34 protein-coding genes and 3 tRNA genes are annotated in these 20,311 nt (G+C 47.1%); 5 read left to right on the forward strand and 32 right to left on the reverse strand.

Annotated elements, in window-relative coordinates; translation table 11 throughout:
* Window positions 1-29 precede the first annotated feature (29 nt).
* The 5 genes from pgsA to G403_RS0113170 all read left to right on the forward strand — a co-directional run bounded on the left by pgsA (window position 30) and on the right by G403_RS0113170 (window position 2,148).
* Entirely contained in the window at window positions 30-578 is a 549-nt protein-coding gene (gene pgsA, locus G403_RS0113150; RefSeq protein WP_027854400.1) for a CDP-diacylglycerol--glycerol-3-phosphate 3-phosphatidyltransferase, read from the forward strand.
* A gap of 127 nt (window positions 579-705) precedes the next feature.
* A tRNA-Gly gene (locus G403_RS0113155) sits at window positions 706-781 on the forward strand.
* 17 nt (window positions 782-798) lie between these two features.
* Window positions 799-872, forward strand: a tRNA-Cys gene (locus tag G403_RS0113160).
* Window positions 873-907: 35 nt separating this feature from the next.
* A tRNA-Leu gene (locus G403_RS0113165) sits at window positions 908-993 on the forward strand.
* A 291-nt stretch (window positions 994-1,284) separates the two neighbouring features.
* A complete protein-coding gene (locus G403_RS0113170) occupies window positions 1,285-2,148 on the forward strand; it encodes a tyrosine-type recombinase/integrase (protein ID WP_211232680.1) in 864 nt (287 codons plus the stop codon).
* On the opposite strand, the gene G403_RS0113175 is transcribed toward G403_RS0113170, so the two are convergent.
* From G403_RS0113175 to G403_RS25470, 32 genes are all read right to left on the reverse strand, one after another.
* Window positions 2,145-2,429 carry a hypothetical protein gene (locus G403_RS0113175; RefSeq protein WP_027854402.1) on the reverse strand — a complete coding sequence of 95 codons (285 nt, stop codon included), beginning with the start codon at window positions 2,427-2,429 and terminating at the stop codon, window positions 2,145-2,147. The genes G403_RS0113170 and G403_RS0113175 overlap by 4 nt on opposite strands.
* On the reverse strand, window positions 2,413-2,871 hold the full coding sequence (locus tag G403_RS0113180) for a hypothetical protein (protein ID WP_027854403.1): 459 nt from the start codon (window positions 2,869-2,871) through the stop codon (window positions 2,413-2,415). Before G403_RS0113180 ends, G403_RS0113175 begins: the two co-directional genes overlap by 17 nt.
* Entirely contained in the window at window positions 2,868-3,308 is a 441-nt protein-coding gene (locus G403_RS0113185; protein WP_027854404.1) for a hypothetical protein, read from the reverse strand. The genes G403_RS0113180 and G403_RS0113185 overlap by 4 nt, the downstream gene beginning before the upstream one ends.
* An 81-nt stretch (window positions 3,309-3,389) precedes the next feature.
* The gene (locus G403_RS0113190) at window positions 3,390-3,644 is read right to left on the reverse strand and encodes a hypothetical protein (protein WP_027854405.1); all 255 of its coding nucleotides are present in this window, start codon (window positions 3,642-3,644) and stop codon (window positions 3,390-3,392) included.
* Entirely contained in the window at window positions 3,641-3,937 is a 297-nt protein-coding gene (locus tag G403_RS0113195; protein WP_027854406.1) for a hypothetical protein, read from the reverse strand. The genes G403_RS0113190 and G403_RS0113195 overlap by 4 nt, the downstream gene beginning before the upstream one ends.
* Entirely contained in the window at window positions 3,930-4,223 is a 294-nt protein-coding gene (locus G403_RS0113200) for a hypothetical protein (protein ID WP_027854407.1), read from the reverse strand. The genes G403_RS0113195 and G403_RS0113200 overlap by 8 nt, the downstream gene beginning before the upstream one ends.
* Window positions 4,216-4,470 (reverse strand): hypothetical protein, encoded by a 255-nt coding sequence (locus tag G403_RS0113205; RefSeq protein WP_027854408.1) that lies wholly within the window; start codon window positions 4,468-4,470, stop codon window positions 4,216-4,218. The genes G403_RS0113200 and G403_RS0113205 overlap by 8 nt, the downstream gene beginning before the upstream one ends.
* A 58-nt stretch (window positions 4,471-4,528) precedes the next feature.
* Window positions 4,529-4,687: a hypothetical protein gene (locus tag G403_RS25295; RefSeq protein WP_156899699.1), complete on the reverse strand. Its 159-nt coding sequence runs from the start codon at window positions 4,685-4,687 to the stop codon at window positions 4,529-4,531.
* Window positions 4,684-4,893: a hypothetical protein gene (locus tag G403_RS24970; protein ID WP_211232681.1), complete on the reverse strand. Its 210-nt coding sequence runs from the start codon at window positions 4,891-4,893 to the stop codon at window positions 4,684-4,686. Before G403_RS24970 ends, G403_RS25295 begins: the two co-directional genes overlap by 4 nt.
* A gap of 339 nt (window positions 4,894-5,232) precedes the next feature.
* On the reverse strand, window positions 5,233-5,415 hold the full coding sequence (locus G403_RS25300) for a hypothetical protein (RefSeq protein WP_156899700.1): 183 nt from the start codon (window positions 5,413-5,415) through the stop codon (window positions 5,233-5,235).
* A complete protein-coding gene (locus G403_RS0113225; protein ID WP_084404029.1) occupies window positions 5,405-5,626 on the reverse strand; it encodes a hypothetical protein in 222 nt (73 codons plus the stop codon). Before G403_RS0113225 ends, G403_RS25300 begins: the two co-directional genes overlap by 11 nt.
* Window positions 5,610-6,092, reverse strand: a complete 483-nt coding sequence (locus tag G403_RS24975) for a helix-turn-helix domain-containing protein (protein ID WP_084404030.1) — start codon at window positions 6,090-6,092, stop codon at window positions 5,610-5,612. Before G403_RS24975 ends, G403_RS0113225 begins: the two co-directional genes overlap by 17 nt.
* Complete coding sequence (locus G403_RS24980; RefSeq protein ID WP_084404031.1) at window positions 6,085-6,402, reverse strand: hypothetical protein; 318 nt, start codon at window positions 6,400-6,402, stop codon at window positions 6,085-6,087. The genes G403_RS24975 and G403_RS24980 overlap by 8 nt, the downstream gene beginning before the upstream one ends.
* 18 nt (window positions 6,403-6,420) lie before the next feature.
* Window positions 6,421-6,645 carry a hypothetical protein gene (locus tag G403_RS0113240; RefSeq protein ID WP_027854412.1) on the reverse strand — a complete coding sequence of 75 codons (225 nt, stop codon included), beginning with the start codon at window positions 6,643-6,645 and terminating at the stop codon, window positions 6,421-6,423.
* Window positions 6,635-7,207, reverse strand: a complete 573-nt coding sequence (locus tag G403_RS23285) for a hypothetical protein (protein WP_036233768.1) — start codon at window positions 7,205-7,207, stop codon at window positions 6,635-6,637. Before G403_RS23285 ends, G403_RS0113240 begins: the two co-directional genes overlap by 11 nt.
* 102 nt (window positions 7,208-7,309) lie before the next feature.
* Complete coding sequence (locus G403_RS0113250; protein WP_027854413.1) at window positions 7,310-7,894, reverse strand: hypothetical protein; 585 nt, start codon at window positions 7,892-7,894, stop codon at window positions 7,310-7,312.
* Between the two features lie 53 nt (window positions 7,895-7,947).
* A complete protein-coding gene (locus tag G403_RS0113255; RefSeq protein ID WP_027854414.1) occupies window positions 7,948-10,671 on the reverse strand; it encodes a DNA polymerase in 2,724 nt (907 codons plus the stop codon).
* A gap of 3 nt (window positions 10,672-10,674) precedes the next feature.
* A complete protein-coding gene (locus G403_RS0113260; protein ID WP_027854415.1) occupies window positions 10,675-11,187 on the reverse strand; it encodes a hypothetical protein in 513 nt (170 codons plus the stop codon).
* Window positions 11,156-12,451 (reverse strand): ATP-dependent DNA helicase, encoded by a 1,296-nt coding sequence (locus G403_RS0113265; RefSeq protein ID WP_027854416.1) that lies wholly within the window; start codon window positions 12,449-12,451, stop codon window positions 11,156-11,158. Before G403_RS0113265 ends, G403_RS0113260 begins: the two co-directional genes overlap by 32 nt.
* Window positions 12,448-12,759: a hypothetical protein gene (locus G403_RS0113270; protein ID WP_027854417.1), complete on the reverse strand. Its 312-nt coding sequence runs from the start codon at window positions 12,757-12,759 to the stop codon at window positions 12,448-12,450. The genes G403_RS0113265 and G403_RS0113270 overlap by 4 nt, the downstream gene beginning before the upstream one ends.
* An 8-nt stretch (window positions 12,760-12,767) precedes the next feature.
* Window positions 12,768-13,979 carry a vWA domain-containing protein gene (locus G403_RS0113275; protein ID WP_027854418.1) on the reverse strand — a complete coding sequence of 404 codons (1,212 nt, stop codon included), beginning with the start codon at window positions 13,977-13,979 and terminating at the stop codon, window positions 12,768-12,770.
* 1 nt (window position 13,980) lies between these two features.
* Window positions 13,981-14,463, reverse strand: a complete 483-nt coding sequence (locus G403_RS0113280; RefSeq protein ID WP_027854419.1) for a hypothetical protein — start codon at window positions 14,461-14,463, stop codon at window positions 13,981-13,983.
* 13 nt (window positions 14,464-14,476) lie between these two features.
* Window positions 14,477-15,523: an AAA family ATPase gene (locus G403_RS0113285; protein WP_036233770.1), complete on the reverse strand. Its 1,047-nt coding sequence runs from the start codon at window positions 15,521-15,523 to the stop codon at window positions 14,477-14,479.
* An 84-nt stretch (window positions 15,524-15,607) separates the two neighbouring features.
* Window positions 15,608-15,898 carry a hypothetical protein gene (locus tag G403_RS0113290; RefSeq protein WP_027854421.1) on the reverse strand — a complete coding sequence of 97 codons (291 nt, stop codon included), beginning with the start codon at window positions 15,896-15,898 and terminating at the stop codon, window positions 15,608-15,610.
* 213 nt (window positions 15,899-16,111) lie between these two features.
* On the reverse strand, window positions 16,112-16,447 hold the full coding sequence (locus G403_RS0113300) for a hypothetical protein (RefSeq protein ID WP_027854423.1): 336 nt from the start codon (window positions 16,445-16,447) through the stop codon (window positions 16,112-16,114).
* Window positions 16,448-16,453: 6 nt separating this feature from the next.
* Window positions 16,454-16,750: a hypothetical protein gene (locus G403_RS0113305; RefSeq protein ID WP_027854424.1), complete on the reverse strand. Its 297-nt coding sequence runs from the start codon at window positions 16,748-16,750 to the stop codon at window positions 16,454-16,456.
* Window positions 16,751-16,758: 8 nt separating this feature from the next.
* On the reverse strand, window positions 16,759-16,965 hold the full coding sequence (locus G403_RS0113310; protein ID WP_027854425.1) for a hypothetical protein: 207 nt from the start codon (window positions 16,963-16,965) through the stop codon (window positions 16,759-16,761).
* 195 nt (window positions 16,966-17,160) lie between these two features.
* Window positions 17,161-18,399: a DNA-directed RNA polymerase gene (locus G403_RS0113315; protein ID WP_027854426.1), complete on the reverse strand. Its 1,239-nt coding sequence runs from the start codon at window positions 18,397-18,399 to the stop codon at window positions 17,161-17,163.
* Between the two features lie 2 nt (window positions 18,400-18,401).
* Window positions 18,402-18,584, reverse strand: a complete 183-nt coding sequence (locus tag G403_RS0113320) for a hypothetical protein (RefSeq protein WP_027854427.1) — start codon at window positions 18,582-18,584, stop codon at window positions 18,402-18,404.
* 24 nt (window positions 18,585-18,608) lie between these two features.
* Window positions 18,609-18,983, reverse strand: coding sequence for a hypothetical protein (locus G403_RS25305; protein WP_156899701.1), 375 nt, complete (start codon window positions 18,981-18,983; stop codon window positions 18,609-18,611).
* A gap of 200 nt (window positions 18,984-19,183) precedes the next feature.
* Window positions 19,184-20,083 carry a hypothetical protein gene (locus G403_RS0113330; protein WP_051299002.1) on the reverse strand — a complete coding sequence of 300 codons (900 nt, stop codon included), beginning with the start codon at window positions 20,081-20,083 and terminating at the stop codon, window positions 19,184-19,186.
* Window positions 19,989-20,279 carry a hypothetical protein gene (locus G403_RS25470; RefSeq protein WP_036233773.1) on the reverse strand — a complete coding sequence of 97 codons (291 nt, stop codon included), beginning with the start codon at window positions 20,277-20,279 and terminating at the stop codon, window positions 19,989-19,991. Before G403_RS25470 ends, G403_RS0113330 begins: the two co-directional genes overlap by 95 nt.
* Window positions 20,280-20,311 lie beyond the last annotated feature (32 nt).

Below are 20,311 nucleotides of genomic sequence, written 5' to 3' on the forward strand. Positions count from 1 at the left end.
TACGCCGCGACAGGTTACCTAACCCTTTAATGAAAATACCTAACATCCTTACGCTACTGCGAATCCTGATGATTCCGGTGTTCGTGCTGGTCTATTATCTGCCGATTCCCTACGCATCACTGATATCCGCTGCCATCTTTGGGCTGGCGGCACTGACCGACTGGTTTGATGGCTACCTGGCGCGCCGGCTCGATCAGGCATCGCCCTTTGGCGCGTTCCTTGATCCCGTGGCTGATAAACTGATGGTCGCCGCGGCATTGGTCGTGCTGGTGGAAACCTTCGCCGAACCCTGGGTCACGGTACCGGCGGTGGTGATCATCGGGCGAGAGATTGTGATCTCCGCATTACGTGAGTGGATGGCAGAGTTGGGCAAACGCGCCAGCGTAGCGGTATCGACGATCGGCAAGATCAAAACCACGTTGCAGATGGTGTCCATTATCGCGCTCCTGGCATTTCCTCCATTCAGCATTCTCTCCTGGGTGGGCGTGGGGGCGCTTTACGGCGCGGCACTGCTGACGCTTTGGTCCATGGTCCTCTATCTGCGAGCGGCGTGGCCATTCCTGAGCGAGGATATTTGAGCCCTGCTTGAGGGTTAACAACCGGGCCCGGTGCGCTAAGTGGTTAATCTTTAAGCAAAAATAATTCTGACATTCAGTTGACACGCCTGAGCAGAACTCTATAATACGCACCACTTGTTGAGACGACGCGGGAATAGCTCAGTTGGTAGAGCACAACCTTGCCAAGGTTGGGGTCGCGAGTTCGAGTCTCGTTTCCCGCTCCAACAAGTCGTTCAAGAATGGCTGGATGGCAGAGTGGTCATGCAGCGGACTGCAACTCCGTGTACGCCGGTTCGATTCCGACTCCAGCCTCCATTCTTATCAGCGTCCCGCTGAAAACTGATCCACCCGCCCCGGTGGTGAAATTGGTAGACACAAGGGATTTAAAATCCCTCGGCCTTCGGCTGTACCGGTTCGAGTCCGGTCCGGGGCACCATTCCGTATTTATTTTCCTTTAGCTAAACTCAACAATCTTTAGCAAATATCTTAAAATCAATGACTTAGCCACGGTCCCCGTGCCGTATCGGTTTGCAAATTTTCATACTCTTTTACATATTTCTGCCGTCGATTACAGCAAATTACAGCAGAGATTACAGCAGGATCCGATATGGCTACTTTCAGGAAACGTGGTGACAAGTGGGAAGCACAGGTATTTGTAGGGGGTAAGCGTAGGACCAAATCCTGGCCTACCAAAGCTCAAGCTAAGAGCTGGGCAACAGAACAGGAGATGTCTTTAGGGAAGGCCGCTGAAGGCGTCAGCGACACGCATACATTGAACGATGTGTTCGTCCGGTATGCAGAGGAAGTGTCACCGACGAAACGCGGTGGAGAGAAGGAGAAGATCCGTCTGACAGCCCTGGGTCAATTCCCTATCGCTTCAGAACGGTTAATCGATCTCAGGCGTGAGACGTTTGAAGACTGGATCAGCTTTAGACTAAAAACCGTTAAACCCAGTTCAGTGAACCGGGATCTGAATCTGATCAGCAACTGCCTGACCTATGCCAGACGCTGGCGGCTGATGAAGGATAATCCACTGAAAGATCTTAAACGGCCTACGGATCCACCACCGAGGGATCGGCGGATTCTCGATAAGGAGATTGAAGAAATCCTCGTAGCACTCAACTACGTTGAGTCTGAGCCAGTGGAACAGAAACAGCAGAAGGTGGCGGTGATCTTCCTGCTGGCTATTGAGACGGCTATGCGCTCAGGGGAAATCTGTGGCTTGAAGCCTGATCAGGTGGACCTGGTTAAACGAGTAGCTCGTCTGCCGCTGACCAAGAATGGTGCAGCACGGTCTGTGCCCTTGAGTACTCGCGCAGTTGAACTGTTTCGTAAGGTAGAGCCCTGGCCAGAAGAGGGGACCATATTCGGTATCACCGATAAACAACGGGATGCGCTATTCAGGAAGTACCTGAAGAAAACCACCATTGAGGATCTGGTGTTTCATGACAGTAGGCATGAGGCTACAACTCGGTTAGCTAAGAAGCTGGAGATACTGGACCTGGCTCGGGTAACAGGCCATAAGAACCTGAAGGAACTGATGACCTATTACAATGCCAGCGCGGAGGAGATTGCGACTCAGCTGGATTAGCATCGTTGCTTCTTGGCCCAGTCCAAAATTTCTTGAGCATACCAGAGTTTCCCACTTCGGCTTTTACCATAAGGTGCTGCAACCGGAGTGGGGAATTTGGAGTCTTTACTGATACGATCACGAAAGGCCTCATACGCAACATGCAGGTACTTAGCGCATTGATGCCCATCCCACAGCGTATGTTCATTGATCTGACTGGCTCCGAGCTTTTCAGCTATCAGCGTAGCCAGAAGATCGTAATCCAGCTCAGCAAGGGTTTCAGGCTTAACTGGTGCGTTCATTATTAACCTCTTCAATTATGAAATAACGGATAAACTTATTAACTCCCTTATTTATCCAAGAGAACAACAAGAGAATGCAATGAGCTACCAGAAATATCACAGTGAGGAAAAGAACCTTAATCCACCATTCAGCATTAAGGTCATCCAATGCAATTAAGGTGATTGTTCCAAGTCCGATAACAGCAACATCGTAAGGACTTAGATCTTTTTTAGTAAGCCAGTTACAGAAAGGACGGATTAGATAACGCAATGAGTACATTAATGTCCCAATTATGCTGAAAATAACTAGAACAAATGAGACGAACCAGATTGATTCATCTTTAAACTCATCATGGTATTTTTCAGTGTTGCCTACTATTGAAGTAATGAAGTATGAAATACCTCCAATACCTGTGAACAATATGCTGAACCAAGCTATCCAGCCAATACAGTTTGATGTCACGACTTCACCCCCTCAGCGGTGGCCTGCTGGCGGATCTGATTCACCAATCGCCCGCACTTGAGCGCATACTTTGTCGGCGGCAACTCATCCATGTTTTCAACCGCATCGCATAGCCGCAATGCCATAGCCTTCAACTGGTCGCGTTCTGCATCAGGTAGCTTATGACGGCAGCTGTTGCAGGCGTGTATGTGCCGATTCATACCCTCACTGCCGTGCCATGGGTGGTGGTTAATGGCGGTGCCGCAGTAGTCGCAGGTCAATGGGGCAGACTGCTCTGCACACATTGACTGATACTCGGCTTCGATTTTTCGCAACCGCTCAATCTCGGCGTCCAGCCCGGCGACGACACGCTCAATACCGTCACAGTCATATCCAGCAACAAAGCCAGATCCATCGTTGTGCATGTACTGCCGTAGGTGTGGTGTAAGATCTGTCATTTCCGTCTCCTGTGTCCGTTGGCTTGTCGGCAGGCCCGTTTCCAGTCCCAGTGTGTGGGGGGGCATGCTGTCTTTACCTCCTCATGCCGCCGTATCCACGCCGTAGTGGGCGCGCAGTTTCTCGATTATCTGCTGGCGCTCCTGTGCGATTGCCTGTTCCAGCGCATTGCGGAGTAGGGCGGCCACATGCGGGCCGATCTTTCTGTCGTCATCCCGGTTCCTGAATGTCAGCGATATGCCGATCAGACCGGCGCTGCCGATACTGGTAGCCAGTTCTTCCAGCGCCTCGATATCCTCGATCAGGGTGTTGGCCTGTTTGATTTCTGATGGGGTCATGGCTGCTGCTCCTCCTGTGCGGCTGTGATTATGGCTTCAAGCTCATTCGCTTTTTCATGCCAGCCTGAGTTCGAGCCTGTTGCTCGCATTAAACGTATTGCTGCTTTCAGATCACCAACGGGTATCAGTACACAATTTTCAGGAATGGCATATAAATTACGTACTGGATAGCCTGCTTCCTCTGTATTCTTTCTGTGATCGTTTATATCCATACCTGTGTGCCAGGTATCATCTTGGTAAAACTGCCACGCTACCGGTTTTAATTCTTCACTCATCTTTTCTCGCTTACTCATCATTAAGCGCCTGTTGCGCTATCTGGCGGTAGTAATCCCGCTCACCATTGGAACCGAAGTTCAAACGGAACTCTGTGCTGCACTCACCACATTGCTGGATACGCTTTAATGCCGTCTTCAACTGGCCACTCTCGTTACTCCACTGACTAAGCGTTTCTCTTGCCTCGTCTCGCTGATCACGCAACCACTCAATCTCATTGAGTAGCTCTTCGGCGTATTCACAGACACGGTTCAGCTCTTCATTTTCAGCACGGTCCAGGTCACTAGGCCAAATAAAATCAGTCATTTATCATCTCCAGCGCTTCGTCGGTGGGGTAAAACAAATGGTCTTTGATATCGAACCGCACCAACCCCTGCAGTTCGGTGTTTACCTCGACTGGGATGGTGGCGCTGGTATCGTGACCCCGAAGCTCCATGTGAGTCACATCAGGATAGTTGTCCTGCGGTTCCCAGCTGCCGTAATGGTGTTTATTGTCACGCAGCCACCGCAGAATATTCACGGCCTGTGACGACAATGTTCTTTGCTTATCCATGGAGTACTCCGGAAAAAGAAAAGCCCTCACATGGAGGACTGAAGGGGCAATGAAAAAGTTACTTTGGAATACAAAACAAGCGATTTACATCATCTACTTTATTTTGCTTAAAGCTCTGAATTGCTGCTTCACAGGACGTTTTTGAAGAAAACTCTTGCATTGTTACAGTTGTTCCAAAATAAACGTGCGTCACTACAACAAGAATAAAAGCGCTCATGATTTATCCTTTTTAGTCATGCTGCGCTGCCAATCGAAAAGAGGACGGCTCCAAATATTTCCGTTAGCGCCAACGTAAACAACCGTGATTGGATATCGTTCAGGATTTACGGTGTAAAGATTAGTAATACACGTAACACGATATTCGCGACCGCTGTTATGCACCCAAACACTGTCTTTTTCAGGGATCTCGAGAATCTGTTCCATACTGGTTCCTTGAATTAAGGGGGGTACCCCCGTCTGATCATGTTATTTCGGTAAGCATTACCCAGCTTTTTTGCATGATGTTTAACCCTACGGCGAGAGCAACCCAGTTCATCTGCAATTTGACTAAGAGACTGATTCAGCATTAAGCGCTCCAACAGATCCTCTTGATCGATAGGTCGCTCTTTCTTGCTGCATAGCTTTAGGCGTCGAAGGTTATTTTTTATAGTGGAATCGCTTACCCCAAAATACTGGCTTAGTTCAATCAATGTCATTGATGGATACAACTGAGCCAGCACCTTATCGTTAGATATTTTCCAGTGGGCCATTGTCTATTCTTATTTAGGCAACATGGCGGATCGGGATGTACTGAGAGCAGGGCTCATCAGAAGTCAGTACCAACACAGGTTCTTGCTGAACCTGCTGGTAATAGAGGTAATTACGATAACGCTCACAGGTCATTCGCTTAGAGCAGGACTTCTTGGTAAGACTACTACCAATACACAGAGAGGGCTCATCGGACATGACTGATCCTCCGATTAATAAACCGCTGAATCATCTCAAGATCAGCGGCTAGTTCATGGGGCTGGTTCTCCAGCTGAAGAATCTCATTACCCACAGTGGCAGTGATGACACCACGACGTACATGCAGCCCCACATCATCAGGTATACCCAGGCTTAACGCTGAAAGGGTATTAGCCACCGGCATGGGACTCTTTTTAAGAATGTTCAACATCAGGGCCTCCTGGCTCAGGGGGTATGTATTGATCAATGGGTACAAGAACCCACTTAGGGCGCTGCATAAAGTTAATGCACACCGGTTCGTCTTTATCGAGATGGTCAGTCATAAACAAACGCAGATCAGATAAACTGATCTCTTCCAGGTGTCTTACTTTTTCAGGTTTGTTTTTGAGATTGTTACGCCGTATGTAGAGGTACACGGTATGCGTAGAGCGGTTAAGTTTTTTGGCTATTTCTTCAACAGAATACCCTTGAGCAAGTAATTCATCAGTACGGTTTATCTGTGCCTCAAACAAATACTGCTTTTGGGATTTAAGCCCCCATTGTTGTCTTCTAACAGCAATGGTAGAAGGTGTTGATTTAAACAGCTTGGCAATGCGAGAGTTGGATTCTCCTGCTTCTGCCAACGCCGTTACAGCTTCACGATCACATTCAAAAGGGGGTGCACAAATTTTACGCATGAATACTACTCAAATATTGCTCGTATTCAGTGAGCAATCGATGATGGTCTACTTCCGTAAGTTTTCTTGAAAGCCAAGGTGCCGGCCTATTTCTCTGATCCAGTATCTCAAATTCAAATTCAACATAACCGGTATGATCCCAGTCAGAATCCCAGGTGTCTTTTCCTGGTTCACGCAAGTAATGCGTTACTGAGATTTGGCAGGGAATACCGGCAATACGGGTTTTAAAATCCCCCGTGCGCTGTTTACTCGGTTGCTTTATACGCACCGGTTCAAGGTAAAGCGCAGGAGGTGATACAGCTTGATTCATACCAGCCTCCTGTTGGTACTAACGCTGACTGGTTTGCCAATCCAATGCACAGGTGCTGGCTTTTAAGCCTTCACCGGGGCAGAACAGGCGCTGTGACCCTTCTTCGAAGGGCTCTTCACACCAGTGGCAGTGACCCACGGGAACCGGCTCACGTTCACCGGCTTTTTGGCGAATTGCATCAATTCGCATTTCCAGTAAATGTCCTTCCAGTTTATCCGTATGGTCGATTAGATCAGCGCTCACCGGTATAGCCCTCATCTGCGATGACGGGATTACGTGCCATGTAGTTTTCCAGCGCTTCGTTGGCACTCCAGGCGATTTCTTCGTAGTCCTTTGCAGTGTCCTTGTGGCCACGCTGACCCGGCTGTAGAGCCTTTTTAACCACATGAGCATGGATATGGTCAGTGATCGGGAACGTCTCCAGAACGGCGTATACGTCGATCCAGACACCGGGGAACAGCTCATTGTGGTAAGGACTGTGTTTGGCGGCAAATCGCTCAGGGACCACCACCACACGATCCAGCTCAGTACTTTCCGTATCGTCCACCATGGAAGGGCAGGTATTGGGCTCATCTTCTAAAACCGGTGGTGCAGATTGATCCAGATTGATACCAAAGATTTCTTCCAACATCGAAGTAAGATCAAGGCCTGTGCCTTTTACTTCTTCGCGCACTGGTTCACGATTATTAACACTGATTTCAATATCAGAGTCAGGAAAGGCTTCTGCCAGTTGAGCAGAAATGTTTTCAACGATATTCGGATCGAAATTACCAGTATTCGATACGATCACTACTTTATTGCCCATTCAACTACTCCGTTTATGGGATTTTCATGGATATCCCGGTAATCGGGATTCGATTTATAGGTGGTCACGTAATTAGGCCGAATCGCTTCGATCTCTTGCCCGTTATGCAACCGAACGATCAGAGGAATTCCCGGTGTCGGGAAGTGGCTGACCGGATGAAAGAGCCGCGTTGGAGGGGGGATGCCCTGGGATGTCTGTTTCGTAGACCAACCCAGTTTCCGGATCACGGTAACGGTTAAACGCCCCAAACGCTTTGAAAAACTCGTAAGCATCGTGTTCAGAAAAGTCCTTGCCTCTAGGGGAAGCAAACCACCCTGAACCAATAAAATGGTTAGGGTTTATTCGCTTATTGATTTCATCATGCTTATCGTTGAGATAATCAGTCAGCTCGTGCTGGTAATATTTTGAGTCAGTCACGATCAAGTCGCCTTTCATAATATTCTCTTTTGTAAAAGGAGAATATCCAAAGGCAGCTAGATAAATAGACCAGTTATGCTTCATTTTAGCAATAGCTGAATACTTGAATTCGCTTACTTCAATAAGCTGACGGGTTTTATAATCCACCAAAGTACAGGCGCTTTGTCCTGTTATAAACAGCACAACAACATCGCGCATACTTAATCGTATTTCAGCATCCCAACTTTTTAGCGGTGAATATTTCTTGGTGCGTTTTTTCTGTTTTTTCATAACGATCACAGGGTTGGTGAGTGACGATTCCCGCCACCCACCGGAAGGTGGGCTTATGCCACTTTTTCCATACCCTGTTTACAGATTGAAATGATCTCCTCTTCACTGGCTCCATTGGGTAATGAGATGTCATTCGCCCAATCCGGATAGAACACAGACAAGTCACCCCCCAATCCCACTTGAGGGTGCTGGATCTCCGGTAGTTTCTGCCACTGCATACATTCCGGTAGGTTGTCGTTGGTCCACTTGATAGGCGCTGCGTAGTCCCTAATCATGAAGTACTGCGCATCATGTATGTGGGCACACGGTAGGATCTCATAGCGGTATTCAGACGCCAGAGTACGTTCCTGGAACTCAATAGCAGCTCGGTTATTGAGCATCCCGTAGGATTGCCCCAGGGCATTACCTGCCGTTCGTCCTTCAGCTTGCGCCTCATAAGGTGTACGGCTCGAGCCCATCAAGGACTGTTTCAGAAGGGGCGTACGCACTCGTAGACCAAAGGCCACAGTGACATACCCATCCTTTGCTGCCTGATCCAGTTTTCCTTGAACCCATTCATCCGATACTCGATACATATCATGATAGGCAGATTCGATAGATCGTGCTTTCTGCTCAGACCAACCAAGCTGCTGCATGATACCGATATAGGTGCCCTGATAGGTGAGTAGGAAAGTAGGTGTTTTGGAATCCTGACGGAGCGGTTTGTACTTCGTCTCAATCGAGTTAATGCTACTTACAGAATTTGGATCTATATCCGGCATCTGATCGGAGAAGTAGTAATACGCACGCAGGCAGTGACCATCGTATCCATCCGTATAGACCTTGAGTTTATTGGGGTCCTTGGTAGTAAGCGCACTGATTCGATCTTCCAGTGAAGCGAAGTCAGCCCCACAGAACAACCATCCTGGCGGTGCCACAAAAGCAGCTTTGATGAGCTTGGCATGTTTCGAGTTACTGGGGATGTTCTGCAGGTTAGGACCTGATGAGGAGAGGCGTCCGGAAACAGTTCCACCCAGGTTGAAGTTGCCATGCAGATACCACCAGCCATCTTCCTTCTGAACTGAGTTTTCCTTGAACGCCTTGATGAACGTAGTCAGGATTTTATCAGCATCAGCAAAGGCTCTGAGTGCTTGGATAACATCAATCAGCTGTTGGTCCTGGGTGTGGTTGATCAGCTTTTTGAGGGTCTTACCACCGACGGCCGGCTGTTTGTTTTTGGTACGGTCGATCACCGGCAGGTTGTGTAGCTCATAGAGCAATGCCTGTACCTGAAGGTTACTGCCAGGGTTGAAGGTAACACGGGGAAATGTATCCCAGTCTTTCTTCAGGATCTTATCCGGATTTTTGGCTTTGTCGCGTCGATCCGTATAGTCCTTTTCCCAAGCGCGGGCAGTGAGCAAATCTTCAAGCTGTTTAATCAGAGGTGACTGGCTCAAGATGAGTCGTTGTGCCTCTGCTTCTGCTTTCAATACCTTCTCTGCTTCATTCACCTTCTTCATGCTCAACGGCATACCGGTGAGTTCCATTTGCAGGATCACCTTGACGCTAGGCTTGAAGATGGTTTCGTACACATCCAGCTGCTGATCATTGACCATGGTTGGGTAATGCTTTTTCTTTACGAACCAGGTACTTAAACAGTCAACCAGGTTGTAGCGCAGCAGTTGATCCAACGGGATTCGACGGATATCTTTGATATCCTCATCATTTTGCGCGTAGTTACCTGCAAACTCAGCAGCCTGCTCTTTGAGGCTGAGTTTGTTTCCGGATGTCGAATTGGTGGCGAGATAGGTAATGAGCTTGGTGTCGTCAAACAGGCGGGTCAGTATTTCGATCCCTTTCTGCTTTCCTTTCTCATCCAGCAAAGACTCCATCCAGAGTTCGTACACCAATATCTTCAGGTCGAAGTTGGCGTTGTGGAGAGTGAGTTTACCCTGGTAGGTTTCAAGGAATTCCCGTAGCAATTTTTTCACCACAGGGTTATCAATCTGGACGCCATGATACGCAGCCATCGCCTCTTTACGGCGCTGGGTATACACCACAGGATCCTCACCCGGCTCGATGGGTAGCTTCAGGCGTAGTAGGTTGTAAACCTCAGCAACTTTATGAGCCTCCACGTAATCCACCGGGAAAGCTATACCGTTGTGCTCATCCCAGGCAAAACCCACAGTACCAATACCTGCTTTCCAGAAGTGCAGAGAGAAGGCCTCAATATCAAGAGTCAACTCGGGGTATTGATATAACTGGTTCAGAGCGTCAGCGATTAGATCATTAACCGGGTAAAATTCTGAATGGATGATGTTTTGACCAGGAACCCGGTAAGTACCCTTCAGGTGGTCAGCAAGTGTATCCAGCCCGCGATCCACTTTGGTTTGAATCTTGGGGTCATAAAACAGCTGCTGGTAATTGGGGATCAATATGGCATTCATCCCCTCAGCACCCTTCAGAGTACAAGGCACCACATACCCTAAATGAGGTTCAGCTTTCTTCACTCCAGTAATGGTTTTGAAGTAAGCCGAATCTGCAATCAGTAGTGTATGAACCCCTAAGCCGATAAGTCCCTGAACCAGATTGCTCAGGTACTCTTTTTGCTCACTGACTTTACAGGGATTCTTACCGTTATAAGGCACATCGAATGCCAGAATACGATCTTGAGAAATACTGCGTTGCTCAAGCGGGCGCACGTAATGCTCCAGTAGTTTAGAGCGATTCAATGCAGTCGTTTTGATCAGCAACGCAGCATCGTACTGAGCACTCTCAGTAAACAGTACATGCTGCATACGTTACCTCAATAACAGGTTGGCAATGAGTCGAGTGTTAATCAACTCAATTTCATCTTTGAAGTCACTGTTTATTTTCTCGATGGTTTCCAATGTTATACGGACTTCATCAGCTGATTTGTGTTTGCGAATTTGCTCAGGAATACCTGGGTGAATATTCTCAGGAAAAAGGGCCAGCATATCACCAGCCGTACCACATTTCCTTAAACCCATCAGCAGGTAAGTAAATACTGCGTTTTCTTCCTTGTCTATTTCTTCATCGTATTTTTTAACCATTTCACGAAACTCCCCATGCAGCGAATACGCCAATAAAGGAGCCGGTTTACTAACGGATAAACTGGAATGTGAATAGACATTTTTATCGAAATAGAAGCAGTTAAAGCCATTATTATCAGGGTTTCTGATAATAAATTCTTCTATTTGTTGTTGGTAAAACTGACGAGAAGGGGAGAAGATGAAATTTACTATTTCGTTAATGACGTTATTACGCCACCGTTGCAACTCTTCCTTGCGCATTTTGAATAGCTCCGTATTTAGGAGGTAATGCCCCATAGAGCACTACCTGTTCAGAAGCACGAGAAAACGCAACATACAGCATTCGGGCAACGTCTGACTGGATGTTGCATTGGCCAATATCACTCAGATCAATGAATACCCGGTCATACGTAGAACCCTGGCTTTTGTGAACCGTGGATGCGTAAGGCGGTCGTAGATCCCCCCAGTTTTCCTTGATGTCAAAAAAGGTTTTCCAGTTTTTCTCTTTCGCTAACTGCTTGAGAAAAGCACGGACCTGTAGTTGATTATCAGGAACAAACAGCTGAACCTTTTCATCCAACTCAATGTAGCGTCCTTCGATTCCAGCCTGCTCAATGGTTCCAGTCACATCCGTCACGATACCGCTGGCATCTGTGGCGTACTTGGTACCGGATCGCGTCATGATGGGTTTATTGGTAACAACCCGTTCACCTTCTTTAAAGTGACCGTGCTGACCGTTAATCATGCGGGCATAGTCGTTGTATTGGATTACGCGATCATTCTGCCAAGCCAGGATTCGCGCTGCGTTACCGTGAGTTAACTGGCTCGCAGTAAAGTGGTGATTGATCATCTGCTGAAAGGTAGCGCCATCTACATGGATCACCTTATCGTCAGTAAGCCCAATGCTCGGGAACGTCAGGGTATCAACCGCATGGCGGTATTCCAGGGACACCTGCTGAACAGTACCCATGTTGCGCATGATCTGGGTTAACTTGGCCGTGCGCAGCCCCTCAGTGAAGATAGGAGGCGTTGGCTCATAAATAGATGCCAACTGGAAAGGGTCACCAATCCAGATAATCTTGCAACGAAGTGTCCCTTCACGAACCTCTTTAATCAGGTTGCTATCTGCGAAGCTCGCTTCATCGATCAGAATGATTGAGTCTTCAATAATGTTGTAGTTACGCCCATGAACCAGTTTGGATTTACCGGTTTTACGGTCATTTTCTACTTTCAGGCCCAGGGCTGAATGAATTGTCAGCGCTTCCTGTCCTGTCAGTTCTGCAATCACCTGTGCTGCTTTACGGGTGGTTGCTGTGGTGATCAGCTCATAGTGCGGCGCATCGATATTGTTGATCAGTGCAATGGCCTGCATCTGCTTCTCATACACCTGAAGCATATGGTTGATCATGGTGGACTTACCGGTCCCTGCAGGGCCTTCCACCACCATCTCTGTTTCGCCGGGAGTCATCAGGAAATCAACGATTTCACTGATAGCGTTTTGTTGTTCGGAATTCAGTGAAATCATGCGACTTTTCCTTCAGGACTCAGGTCCACTTCAGAAGAGGGGACCCCTAATAGATGGGCGGTTTTTAGGCGGATATACTCTTCATGCGAGATGAAGGTAATTTCCATATTTTTACGATCTATTGGCACTATTTTTGGGTTACCCCAATCAGTTTCGTCATACCCTTCAGCCAGCTCCATTGAAGCAATGAAAGATTGAAAAGCACTGTAGGGAAGGCAAATGGTGCGCTGGTAATCGAATTTGATGAGGGCGTAATTGTTCGCCGGAGGCAGCTTCTTACTGTCCGTTACAGTGCTTTTAGCTGGCATGGTAAACCTCAGGTGGGATAGTTAAGAATCGTACCGAAGGGGTATTCGAAAGACTCGTCTCGACTATGAATAACCCAGATAACAGGGCAACCGGGATTCACGTCATACATACTGAAATAGCCATCAGTAAAAATCAGCATGACAGTGGGCTGGTTTTCTTTTGCCCATTTAAGTACCGGCTTAATGCTGGTACCTCCTCGACCGTGAAACTCAACAGAACGAAGATCTTCGCACTCATTGAATTTCTTGATGTCTTTGATGCTTGTATCGAAATCGATGATCGTCATCTTTTCCGGTAGGAACTCATCTTTGATACCCTGGCACTCTGATATGAAATCAGTGAACTGCTCATCAGTTACAGAACCAGAAGTATCCACCGCAATGGTGATATCGGTCATTGCTTCACTGTACTGGCTCGGCAGATAGTGATCCGGGAAAAAGCGACGGTTAGGTCGCTTAAACGTAAAATCGTTTTTTGCAAAACCAGAGACATAGTTACGAAGTATCTGGTTCCAAGGCAGTTTAGGATTGGTCAGATTTTCAATCATAATGCCGACTTCGCCTGGAATATGACCAGGGTCTTCATTCTGCATTCGTGATTGGGTAGCAGCTTTGATCAAAATACCGTTTACTTCTTCTTCAACGGCTTTTGCTTCTTCCGGTGACATGGACTCAAACGGATCCATGATATCCCCATCCGAGCTACCAGGTGTCCATACACCTTGGTCATTACCTTGGCCTGATCCATTAGGTTCAGGTTTATTGCCTGCACCTCCATTCTGTTCCTGTTCTTTCTTCAGGATGTCATAGACTTCTTCAGTGGATTTACCCAGGAAGTCCATGTTGCAGGGGCGGCCTTCAGGTACGTCGTATCCTGAATTTTTCAGCATGGTATTGATCACATGATCCGCTGCGATATTCCACAGTTGATGATCACGGTCACCTTTACGGAACAGGTGCTTAAAGGCCACATGCCATGCCTCATGGGCAATGAGCCAGATACGTTGATCGGGACTCAAGTTGATAAAGTTAGTGGGTTGAATGAACAGGTGCTTCCCATCCGTTGCTCCGCAGCTACCACCGTCCGGTGACAGATCGGGTTTCCAGACCTGCTTCAGGCTGAAAAGAACGGTGGAAATGAATACACTGTTGTGCTTACTCATCAGGCCGATTTTGGCCTTATCGAGCTGCTTGGCAAACGGATGAGCCAGACTGGTCATATCAGGTTCCTGTTGGATTTAAGAGTTTGATAGCCTTCCAATTTTTATGGAGGTCAATTTGCTCTTTGGTAAATGGAGGGCAATGAAGTTCATCCTGCGCTTTTAGGATGTGACTTTTAAGTTCACTGTGGTTTTCAATATTCGACAAAAGAAACTCAATATTGAGTTTATTATCGTCCTCTGTAACATGGCGCAGGCGAGTTGTTCCATCTGGATTTAATCGAAAACACTCTGCACCAGCGTTATAGTCATCCCCTCGCCCCCATGAACGGTCATACGGAATACCTGCTGCTTGAAAGTCTTCTTCGATGTCTAAACAACCGTAGTTAACTTCTGAGTATTCAAGAAGAAGAACAGTTACCCCTTCTGAATTAATCATTTCATCTTCTTCTTCAGCATCAGTAAGTAAAGAAGGGTCAATTTCCTTAACCCTTTCTTTACAGACCGCAGGGAAATTAAGTTGAACCCAGGTTCGATCTCCCATAGCAGAACCCCCCTTAGAGGAGTTCTGCGGCAGTGGAGGCGATCCAGGTGCGTACCGGAGCAGACTGCATCAGTTCACGTTTACGGCGTACGATGTCACGCAGGGTCAGTACCTGGAATTCAGCCGGCGCACGGTTCAGGAAGGCCATGGCTTTATCGATGGTTTTATCATCCACCTTGTCGGCAATGGTTCCAGAAAGGGCGAAGTACACGCTGGGTTCACTGGGCAGCTGAACGCCATTCGGGTTCTGGCAGATTTGTTCAAAAGTCAGAAGGTCTTTATAGACCTTGCAGTAACCGATGAACTCATTGGCCATACCTTCAGAGATCAAACCAGACAGCAGCGGCATATCACTCATGGAGATATCTGTCATTGGCTTGATGACATTGGAAGTAAACTCCCAGGTACGAGGGCAGGCAAAGGTGCGGTCATTGTGCTGAGGATCAAACTTGTGAAGGTTTTCGCCTTTGTAGTTGATGAACGCACAAATACGATGATCCACACCATTACGAGATGCCCAGTCAATCCAACCTTTCGGATCGATATCAATCGTAATGTGGCCCAGACGTGACTGCATGGCAGTACCCTGTCGATTCACAATGGCACCATCGGTACCCAGGTTACCTGCAGCAACTATCGCTACGTTTTCATGTAGATCATGTTGACCTACCTGACGATCCAGGATCAGCTTGTATGCAGCTGCTTGGGTCGCGATTGAAGCGGAGTTGAACTCATCCAGAAAAAGGAGCCAGCCTTTCTTGCCTTTAGGCAGGGTGTCGCCTTTAAGGGGGAAGGTGCTCATGGGTGCATAAGAAGCCCGCTTACCCAGGTTCTGCTCATCAACCACAACTTCGTTAACGGTAGGAAATCCGAGTAGATCAGTCGGATCACACTGGCTCAAACGCATGTCGATCAGCTGAAGCTCATATTCATCAGCGATCTGTTTAACGATAGAAGATTTCCCGATACCTGGGGAACCAGTAACCATCGGCACAACGCCAGCACGGATGTAGTGGGAAATGATAGATACAGCTTGGGTAGGGCTCACGGTGTTAGCCATGGATAGTTCTCCAAAAAGGTAATCGGAATGAAATCAGAAAAAGTTTGTTTGTAGCTGGACAGCACGCGCCGGAGGGCGCGCTAATCAGTTGAAGGCGTTGAGACGGTCTTGCAGGTCATCAGCCAATGCCATGGCTTCTTCGCGTTCTTCCTCGAATTCAAGGCAGTTGATGGCGCACCGGTAGTCTTCCAGTACGTAAGTTGCTGATTTCTTCAGCTCATCATTCAGATCGAGAACGTGACGGACGTTATCACGATAGCACCGAAACAGGCCTTGAGTGGCGGCCAACTCATGTTTGGTAATTGAAAGCGTGGTAAGGGCCTGAGCCAGGGCTTCTTTGAGATCCTGGATCTCACTATCAAGTTGGGCGGTCATGTTATTTCCTTTTTAAATTAGCCTCCTCAGCGGCTTTACGCTCCTTAACTCGACGCTCAATGATGCGTGCAACATATACGGCGTAGTAGACGACAAGGTAAATGCTGGCGAGGGATAAAAGTACATGAAGTACAACGCTCCCCATAACTGCCTGGGTTGCGTAAATACTGGTAACGGTTAGATAGAACACGCACAAGGCGATAGCGATCATTCTCATGCGTTCGTACCTACTACTTTAGGTGCAGTTTTGCGCCGTTGGGTTTTCTTTTGAGCTTTAGGTGGCTCAACTTCTTCAAGTAGATGCAGGCGGTCCATTTCACCTGTTACAGGTTTAACTCCAGAGATCTCATCCCAGGACCAATCGAAATTGGCTGTGCGACCGTTACTCAGCAGTGCGATAAAGTCAGCGCCCATCTTCATAAAGAGCTGACTACCTCGACGGTAGAGTTTTAGCTGACGATAACGGCCACCTTTACGGATAATGATTTGGGCATCTTCTAAACCCTCACGAGTAAACAGACCCTTACCGGGTTGGTAGTTACTCGACATACGACCTCAGTGAACAATGTTCTCTTGTTGCTCCTCTTTACAGAGAAGCATGTTAATGATGCTCATGTTGAAGCCGCTGTTTTCTAGATAGGGATGAGCTTTCATGAGTTCGTTAAACGCCATAGTGGCTGAGACAACATCAGTAATAGGTAAACCTGTACCCAGTCTTTGAATGGCACCGATTACACAGTTGGGCTTTTCAGCTTGAACCATCTCAATGGCTTGGGTTATTGATTCAGCAGTGTATTCGTAAGAAATAAAACTGGTGTCAGTTTCCTTTAGGTAGATCATGTAGTGGTGCATGATATCTCCTAGTGAAGCGTCTTAATCTGCTTCTCCAGCTCACTCAGAAGCGTGTTGTGGTAAACCGAAAGGGCGGCTTGCACCTTGTTGACCGGTGCATCTACCAGGATCTGGTTTGCCTCATGAAGGGCTTCTTCCAGACTATCCTTAGTAGAGAAAATAGGGCGTTTGTTGCGCTTGAGTACTTCAAGCACAAGAGTGTTTTCTTCAGCCATACTGGCTCCTTAAAAGGGGATTTAACCTATCGGCTGTATATCGCCAATAAATGGAAAATTCGTAAAGTTAGTATATCGGTATGAGTTCTTGGAGAAGTTCTCCAAGACACGTTCAGGAAGGGTGCCGGAGGCACCCCTTATTTAACTGGAATCAGAAAAAATAAAGGCCCATCCCCGAAGGGATAGGCCAGTTGATCAAGATAGAGCGTAGTTACTCTGACGGATCAAAGTAGAAAGGCTATTGGATCGTTTCTGGATGGGTACTGGCTCACCGAATACTTGAGTCAGTAGGTCTTCCAGTATGTTGCTATCAGCCAATTCTGCGAGAATATCAATATAGGTCTGACGCAGCGCATTGCAGTTGTTCGCGTGACACTTGAACTCATCGTGTACGCAAATGATAGGGAATGGTTTGTGGTTTAGGGAGGCTTCAATTACTTCTTTCAGCTGAAGCAGTTGATCATTGGTATATCCACCTACAGTGAGTCGATCCAGTGTTTCCACATGAACCAGTGACATGAACTTGGATCGATCGATCGGCATGGGCTGGCTACAGTTACGCTCTTCCAGAACGCGCTCAATGAAGGTCAATGCTCCTTTCAACTGATCCGGATTGTAGTTACAGCGGCGGTTCATTTCTCGTACCACCATGCCATCAACTGAGTGAGTCAGGTTGGCTGCGTTAGACAGACCATCCTTTACCGGCTCACCAATCTTGGCTTGGTATTCATTGGTAGAGAGGTTCTCATAGAACCGATGAGTGAACTGAGCATGATCCAGCTCATCCACTTCGATCTCCACATCAAAGGCATACTTCACCTTACAGCGTGCTTTGAAGCCATCCGGAAGTGTCCACTCGTGTGCTCGAGCATCGCGATCCCATGACGCCAGGAATGTGTCCATCACGTCTACAGCGCCTGGAGCCACGATGTACTGGGCCTCATAGAACTTCTCCAGCTCAACAGTATCCTCACCAAAGATCTCCTTGGGCTTGGCTCTGGAGCCATAGAAATGGCACATCTGAGCAGATTTAACCTCGCTACGCTCAGGTGCTACTGAGATTCCTTCTTTGATCAGGAGCTGGTTCATGGTGTCGGTACAGGTGGAATACATATCAGCCCGTACACTCGGATCGACAAGGCCTGTGTTCTTGGCTGTCTCTTCGCAGCCAATCATCACAGCCATGAACTGTAGACCACTGGAGCAACTGTCAAAGCCCACCAGATGGCCAGAAGGTTTACCAGCCTGTGCATCACGAATAGCCATGACAGCAGCTAGAAACAGGGGAGGCTTATCTGCTTGATCCACCAGCATTTCCAGCTGGTTCATATTATCTTTCACCCACTGAATGCGGGTTTCGAACAGCTCTTTATCCATGCCGAAGTGGTTGGCGGCATCGATCATTAGGTACTGATAGCCAGTGAATGTCTGCACGATTATTCTCCAGTTATTAATTTTTCAACTTTGCGAATTTTTATCTGTTCTTCTATTTTGGCTAAACGCTTTTCTGTAGCTTTTCGTTGATGAGTGTAATATTCAAACTCATCTTTTAGATCTTGGAATAACGCTTTCTCTTTTTTTAATTCATCCAACGTCATCTCGGACAAAGGGACAGACATATAACCTCCTAAGAGGCTATTGCCTCAACTGAATAGAGATACTTTAGGTGGAGTATATTCGGATGTGCTTTTTAGTTTTCGAGAGGGTTTCATAGGCGGAAGGCCTAATATCAATCGAGAGGCTTTTCTGTGTTCAATAATATCCTTGTAATGCAGCCACTCATTAGTAACTGGATCTCTCTGCATTTCTCCTTCACGAGCTTGGAGTTCTTCAATAAACTCTTTTATCCAGAAGTCAGCATAATGATGTTGCCAAGAGTTTTTAGGATAACCTCGACCATAATAGCGATTCAGAGCATTCTGAATATGACGGGTTTCCATGGAGTATAAGCCAATAGGGTTTTCATTGCCTTGGTGCCATAAAGGTTCATATCCATCATCAGGGTTTTTAGCAACCATATTAGGATCCTCGTGTTAATAGCTCCTCTAGTTCTAATTCTTTTAACTTTTGAACAGCTCGGTCATAACAGGTTTGATACCAGCAATTAACCATGGTGCTATGTGAGCTGTTTAGTAGTTTTTTATATTTCTCTTGCTCTAATTTAAGCGCATATACCTTTGCATCATGTTTTATTTTGCTGCGTATTTTGTCATGGGGATTATTCGACACCTTCCACTACCTCTTTATCATGTAGCTCAAGGATCGCCTTTCTAAAGGCATTTCCCTGACTCGATACATGGTAGCCCTGGGCATAGGTACGTCCTCGTTTATCGACCTTATGGGTCAACCAGAACTTGTTGCCTTGTTTCACCAGATCTCGGTACACCACGTAGGAATCAGTAACGAACTTCTCCCATTGCTCCTGTTTCTCAGGATCAGTAAGTAACTGCTTAGGAGCTTCGGAATAAGTCTTCAGCAACTCCACATTCAAGCTCAGTGGTACCTGATTGAACTTGTTGATGGAGTCCAGGCAGATGTTCCCTTCATGGAAGGCATTCCAACCAAGGATCATGGATTCCTTCTTGGTTAGATAACCGCTATCGTAGTTACTGGTAATGACTTCAGGAGGGCATACCATTGGTGGTAAGTACTTGGTTTGCCTAATGAAATTCATTAGTTGGTGGTCCATTTCAAAGAAGCTCTGGATCTGAATAGAATCGTATTTGCCTGTCTTGAACAGCTCATAAGCACCCAAGTCAGACAACACAGCCAGTATCTCTGCAGTGGTTTTAGCCCCTTCGATCTTGTTATCGAAGTTCAATACACCGGCCAGCTGACCCACCACAGAGGTGAACAACATGGGCTTATCGATCACGATGATGGTGACCAATACTTCCTCTACAATCTCTTTAGTATCGAGTAACCACAGCTGAGCGATTCGCTTCATCTTGCTTTCGTAATACTCACCATCCATGTATTGCTCAAGTAGCTTTATACCCTGATCAACCATAGCGGCCAGTTCTTCAGAATCGTATATGGCTTTCAGTACGGTTTTGTTGATATTGGCTTTGGAGTACATATGCTCCACGAGACGTTGCGTTTCTTTCGGATTGATCATCACTTGGTTCCTCATACTTCTTACAGATACCGTTTCTCATCAGGCCGTTATAATCCGGATACAACCCGTTAAACACATCATTGCAATAATGTTTTTCCTCCATTAATTCATCTTCAATGGTCATATTTCCAACCACAGCCAATAACGCACAGACGAAAAGGATCCCGATGAATCCCATCGCTAATTCTTTATCCATGTTATTTGTCTCTTGAGGGAATCTGTGCAACG

This window comes from Marinobacterium litorale DSM 23545 (genome assembly GCF_000428985.1).
Lineage (GTDB): Bacteria > Pseudomonadota > Gammaproteobacteria > Pseudomonadales > Balneatricaceae > Marinobacterium_D > Marinobacterium_D litorale.

What these genes read in the sequence shown, in the direction of transcription:
- G403_RS0113280 (WP_027854419.1), bottom strand. Translation starts at nt 14,463, where the DNA reads ATGGGAGATCGAACCTGGGTTCAACTTAATTTCCCTGCGGTCTGTAAA.
- G403_RS24975 (WP_084404030.1), bottom strand. Translation starts at nt 6,092, where the DNA reads ATGCGTAAAATTTGTGCACCCCCTTTTGAATGTGATCGTGAAGCTGTA.
- G403_RS0113170 (WP_211232680.1), top strand. Translation starts at nt 1,285, where the DNA reads ATGTCTTTAGGGAAGGCCGCTGAAGGCGTCAGCGACACGCATACATTG.
- G403_RS0113310 (WP_027854425.1), bottom strand. Translation starts at nt 16,965, where the DNA reads ATGGCTGAAGAAAACACTCTTGTGCTTGAAGTACTCAAGCGCAACAAA.
- G403_RS25300 (WP_156899700.1), bottom strand. Translation starts at nt 5,415, where the DNA reads ATGTCCGATGAGCCCTCTCTGTGTATTGGTAGTAGTCTTACCAAGAAG.
- G403_RS0113175 (WP_027854402.1), bottom strand. Translation starts at nt 2,429, where the DNA reads ATGAACGCACCAGTTAAGCCTGAAACCCTTGCTGAGCTGGATTACGAT.
- G403_RS0113270 (WP_027854417.1), bottom strand. Translation starts at nt 12,759, where the DNA reads ATGCCAGCTAAAAGCACTGTAACGGACAGTAAGAAGCTGCCTCCGGCG.
- G403_RS0113255 (WP_027854414.1), bottom strand. Translation starts at nt 10,671, where the DNA reads ATGCAGCATGTACTGTTTACTGAGAGTGCTCAGTACGATGCTGCGTTG.
- G403_RS25470 (WP_036233773.1), bottom strand. Translation starts at nt 20,279, where the DNA reads ATGGATAAAGAATTAGCGATGGGATTCATCGGGATCCTTTTCGTCTGT.
- pgsA (WP_027854400.1), top strand. Translation starts at nt 30, where the DNA reads ATGAAAATACCTAACATCCTTACGCTACTGCGAATCCTGATGATTCCG.
- G403_RS0113285 (WP_036233770.1), bottom strand. Translation starts at nt 15,523, where the DNA reads ATGGCTAACACCGTGAGCCCTACCCAAGCTGTATCTATCATTTCCCAC.
- G403_RS0113300 (WP_027854423.1), bottom strand. Translation starts at nt 16,447, where the DNA reads ATGTCGAGTAACTACCAACCCGGTAAGGGTCTGTTTACTCGTGAGGGT.
- G403_RS0113265 (WP_027854416.1), bottom strand. Translation starts at nt 12,451, where the DNA reads ATGATTTCACTGAATTCCGAACAACAAAACGCTATCAGTGAAATCGTT.
- G403_RS0113205 (WP_027854408.1), bottom strand. Translation starts at nt 4,470, where the DNA reads ATGGATAAGCAAAGAACATTGTCGTCACAGGCCGTGAATATTCTGCGG.
- G403_RS0113185 (WP_027854404.1), bottom strand. Translation starts at nt 3,308, where the DNA reads ATGACAGATCTTACACCACACCTACGGCAGTACATGCACAACGATGGA.
- G403_RS25295 (WP_156899699.1), bottom strand. Translation starts at nt 4,687, where the DNA reads ATGAGCGCTTTTATTCTTGTTGTAGTGACGCACGTTTATTTTGGAACA.
- G403_RS0113290 (WP_027854421.1), bottom strand. Translation starts at nt 15,898, where the DNA reads ATGACCGCCCAACTTGATAGTGAGATCCAGGATCTCAAAGAAGCCCTG.
- G403_RS24970 (WP_211232681.1), bottom strand. Translation starts at nt 4,893, where the DNA reads ATGGAACAGATTCTCGAGATCCCTGAAAAAGACAGTGTTTGGGTGCAT.
- G403_RS0113260 (WP_027854415.1), bottom strand. Translation starts at nt 11,187, where the DNA reads ATGCGCAAGGAAGAGTTGCAACGGTGGCGTAATAACGTCATTAACGAA.
- G403_RS0113275 (WP_027854418.1), bottom strand. Translation starts at nt 13,979, where the DNA reads ATGACCAGTCTGGCTCATCCGTTTGCCAAGCAGCTCGATAAGGCCAAA.
- G403_RS0113190 (WP_027854405.1), bottom strand. Translation starts at nt 3,644, where the DNA reads ATGACCCCATCAGAAATCAAACAGGCCAACACCCTGATCGAGGATATC.
- G403_RS0113225 (WP_084404029.1), bottom strand. Translation starts at nt 5,626, where the DNA reads ATGTTGAACATTCTTAAAAAGAGTCCCATGCCGGTGGCTAATACCCTT.
- G403_RS23285 (WP_036233768.1), bottom strand. Translation starts at nt 7,207, where the DNA reads ATGGGCAATAAAGTAGTGATCGTATCGAATACTGGTAATTTCGATCCG.
- G403_RS25305 (WP_156899701.1), bottom strand. Translation starts at nt 18,983, where the DNA reads ATGGTTGCTAAAAACCCTGATGATGGATATGAACCTTTATGGCACCAA.
- G403_RS0113305 (WP_027854424.1), bottom strand. Translation starts at nt 16,750, where the DNA reads ATGCACCACTACATGATCTACCTAAAGGAAACTGACACCAGTTTTATT.
- G403_RS24980 (WP_084404031.1), bottom strand. Translation starts at nt 6,402, where the DNA reads ATGAATCAAGCTGTATCACCTCCTGCGCTTTACCTTGAACCGGTGCGT.
- G403_RS0113320 (WP_027854427.1), bottom strand. Translation starts at nt 18,584, where the DNA reads ATGTCTGTCCCTTTGTCCGAGATGACGTTGGATGAATTAAAAAAAGAG.
- G403_RS0113195 (WP_027854406.1), bottom strand. Translation starts at nt 3,937, where the DNA reads ATGAGTAAGCGAGAAAAGATGAGTGAAGAATTAAAACCGGTAGCGTGG.
- G403_RS0113200 (WP_027854407.1), bottom strand. Translation starts at nt 4,223, where the DNA reads ATGACTGATTTTATTTGGCCTAGTGACCTGGACCGTGCTGAAAATGAA.
- G403_RS0113250 (WP_027854413.1), bottom strand. Translation starts at nt 7,894, where the DNA reads ATGAAAAAACAGAAAAAACGCACCAAGAAATATTCACCGCTAAAAAGT.
- G403_RS0113330 (WP_051299002.1), bottom strand. Translation starts at nt 20,083, where the DNA reads ATGATCAATCCGAAAGAAACGCAACGTCTCGTGGAGCATATGTACTCC.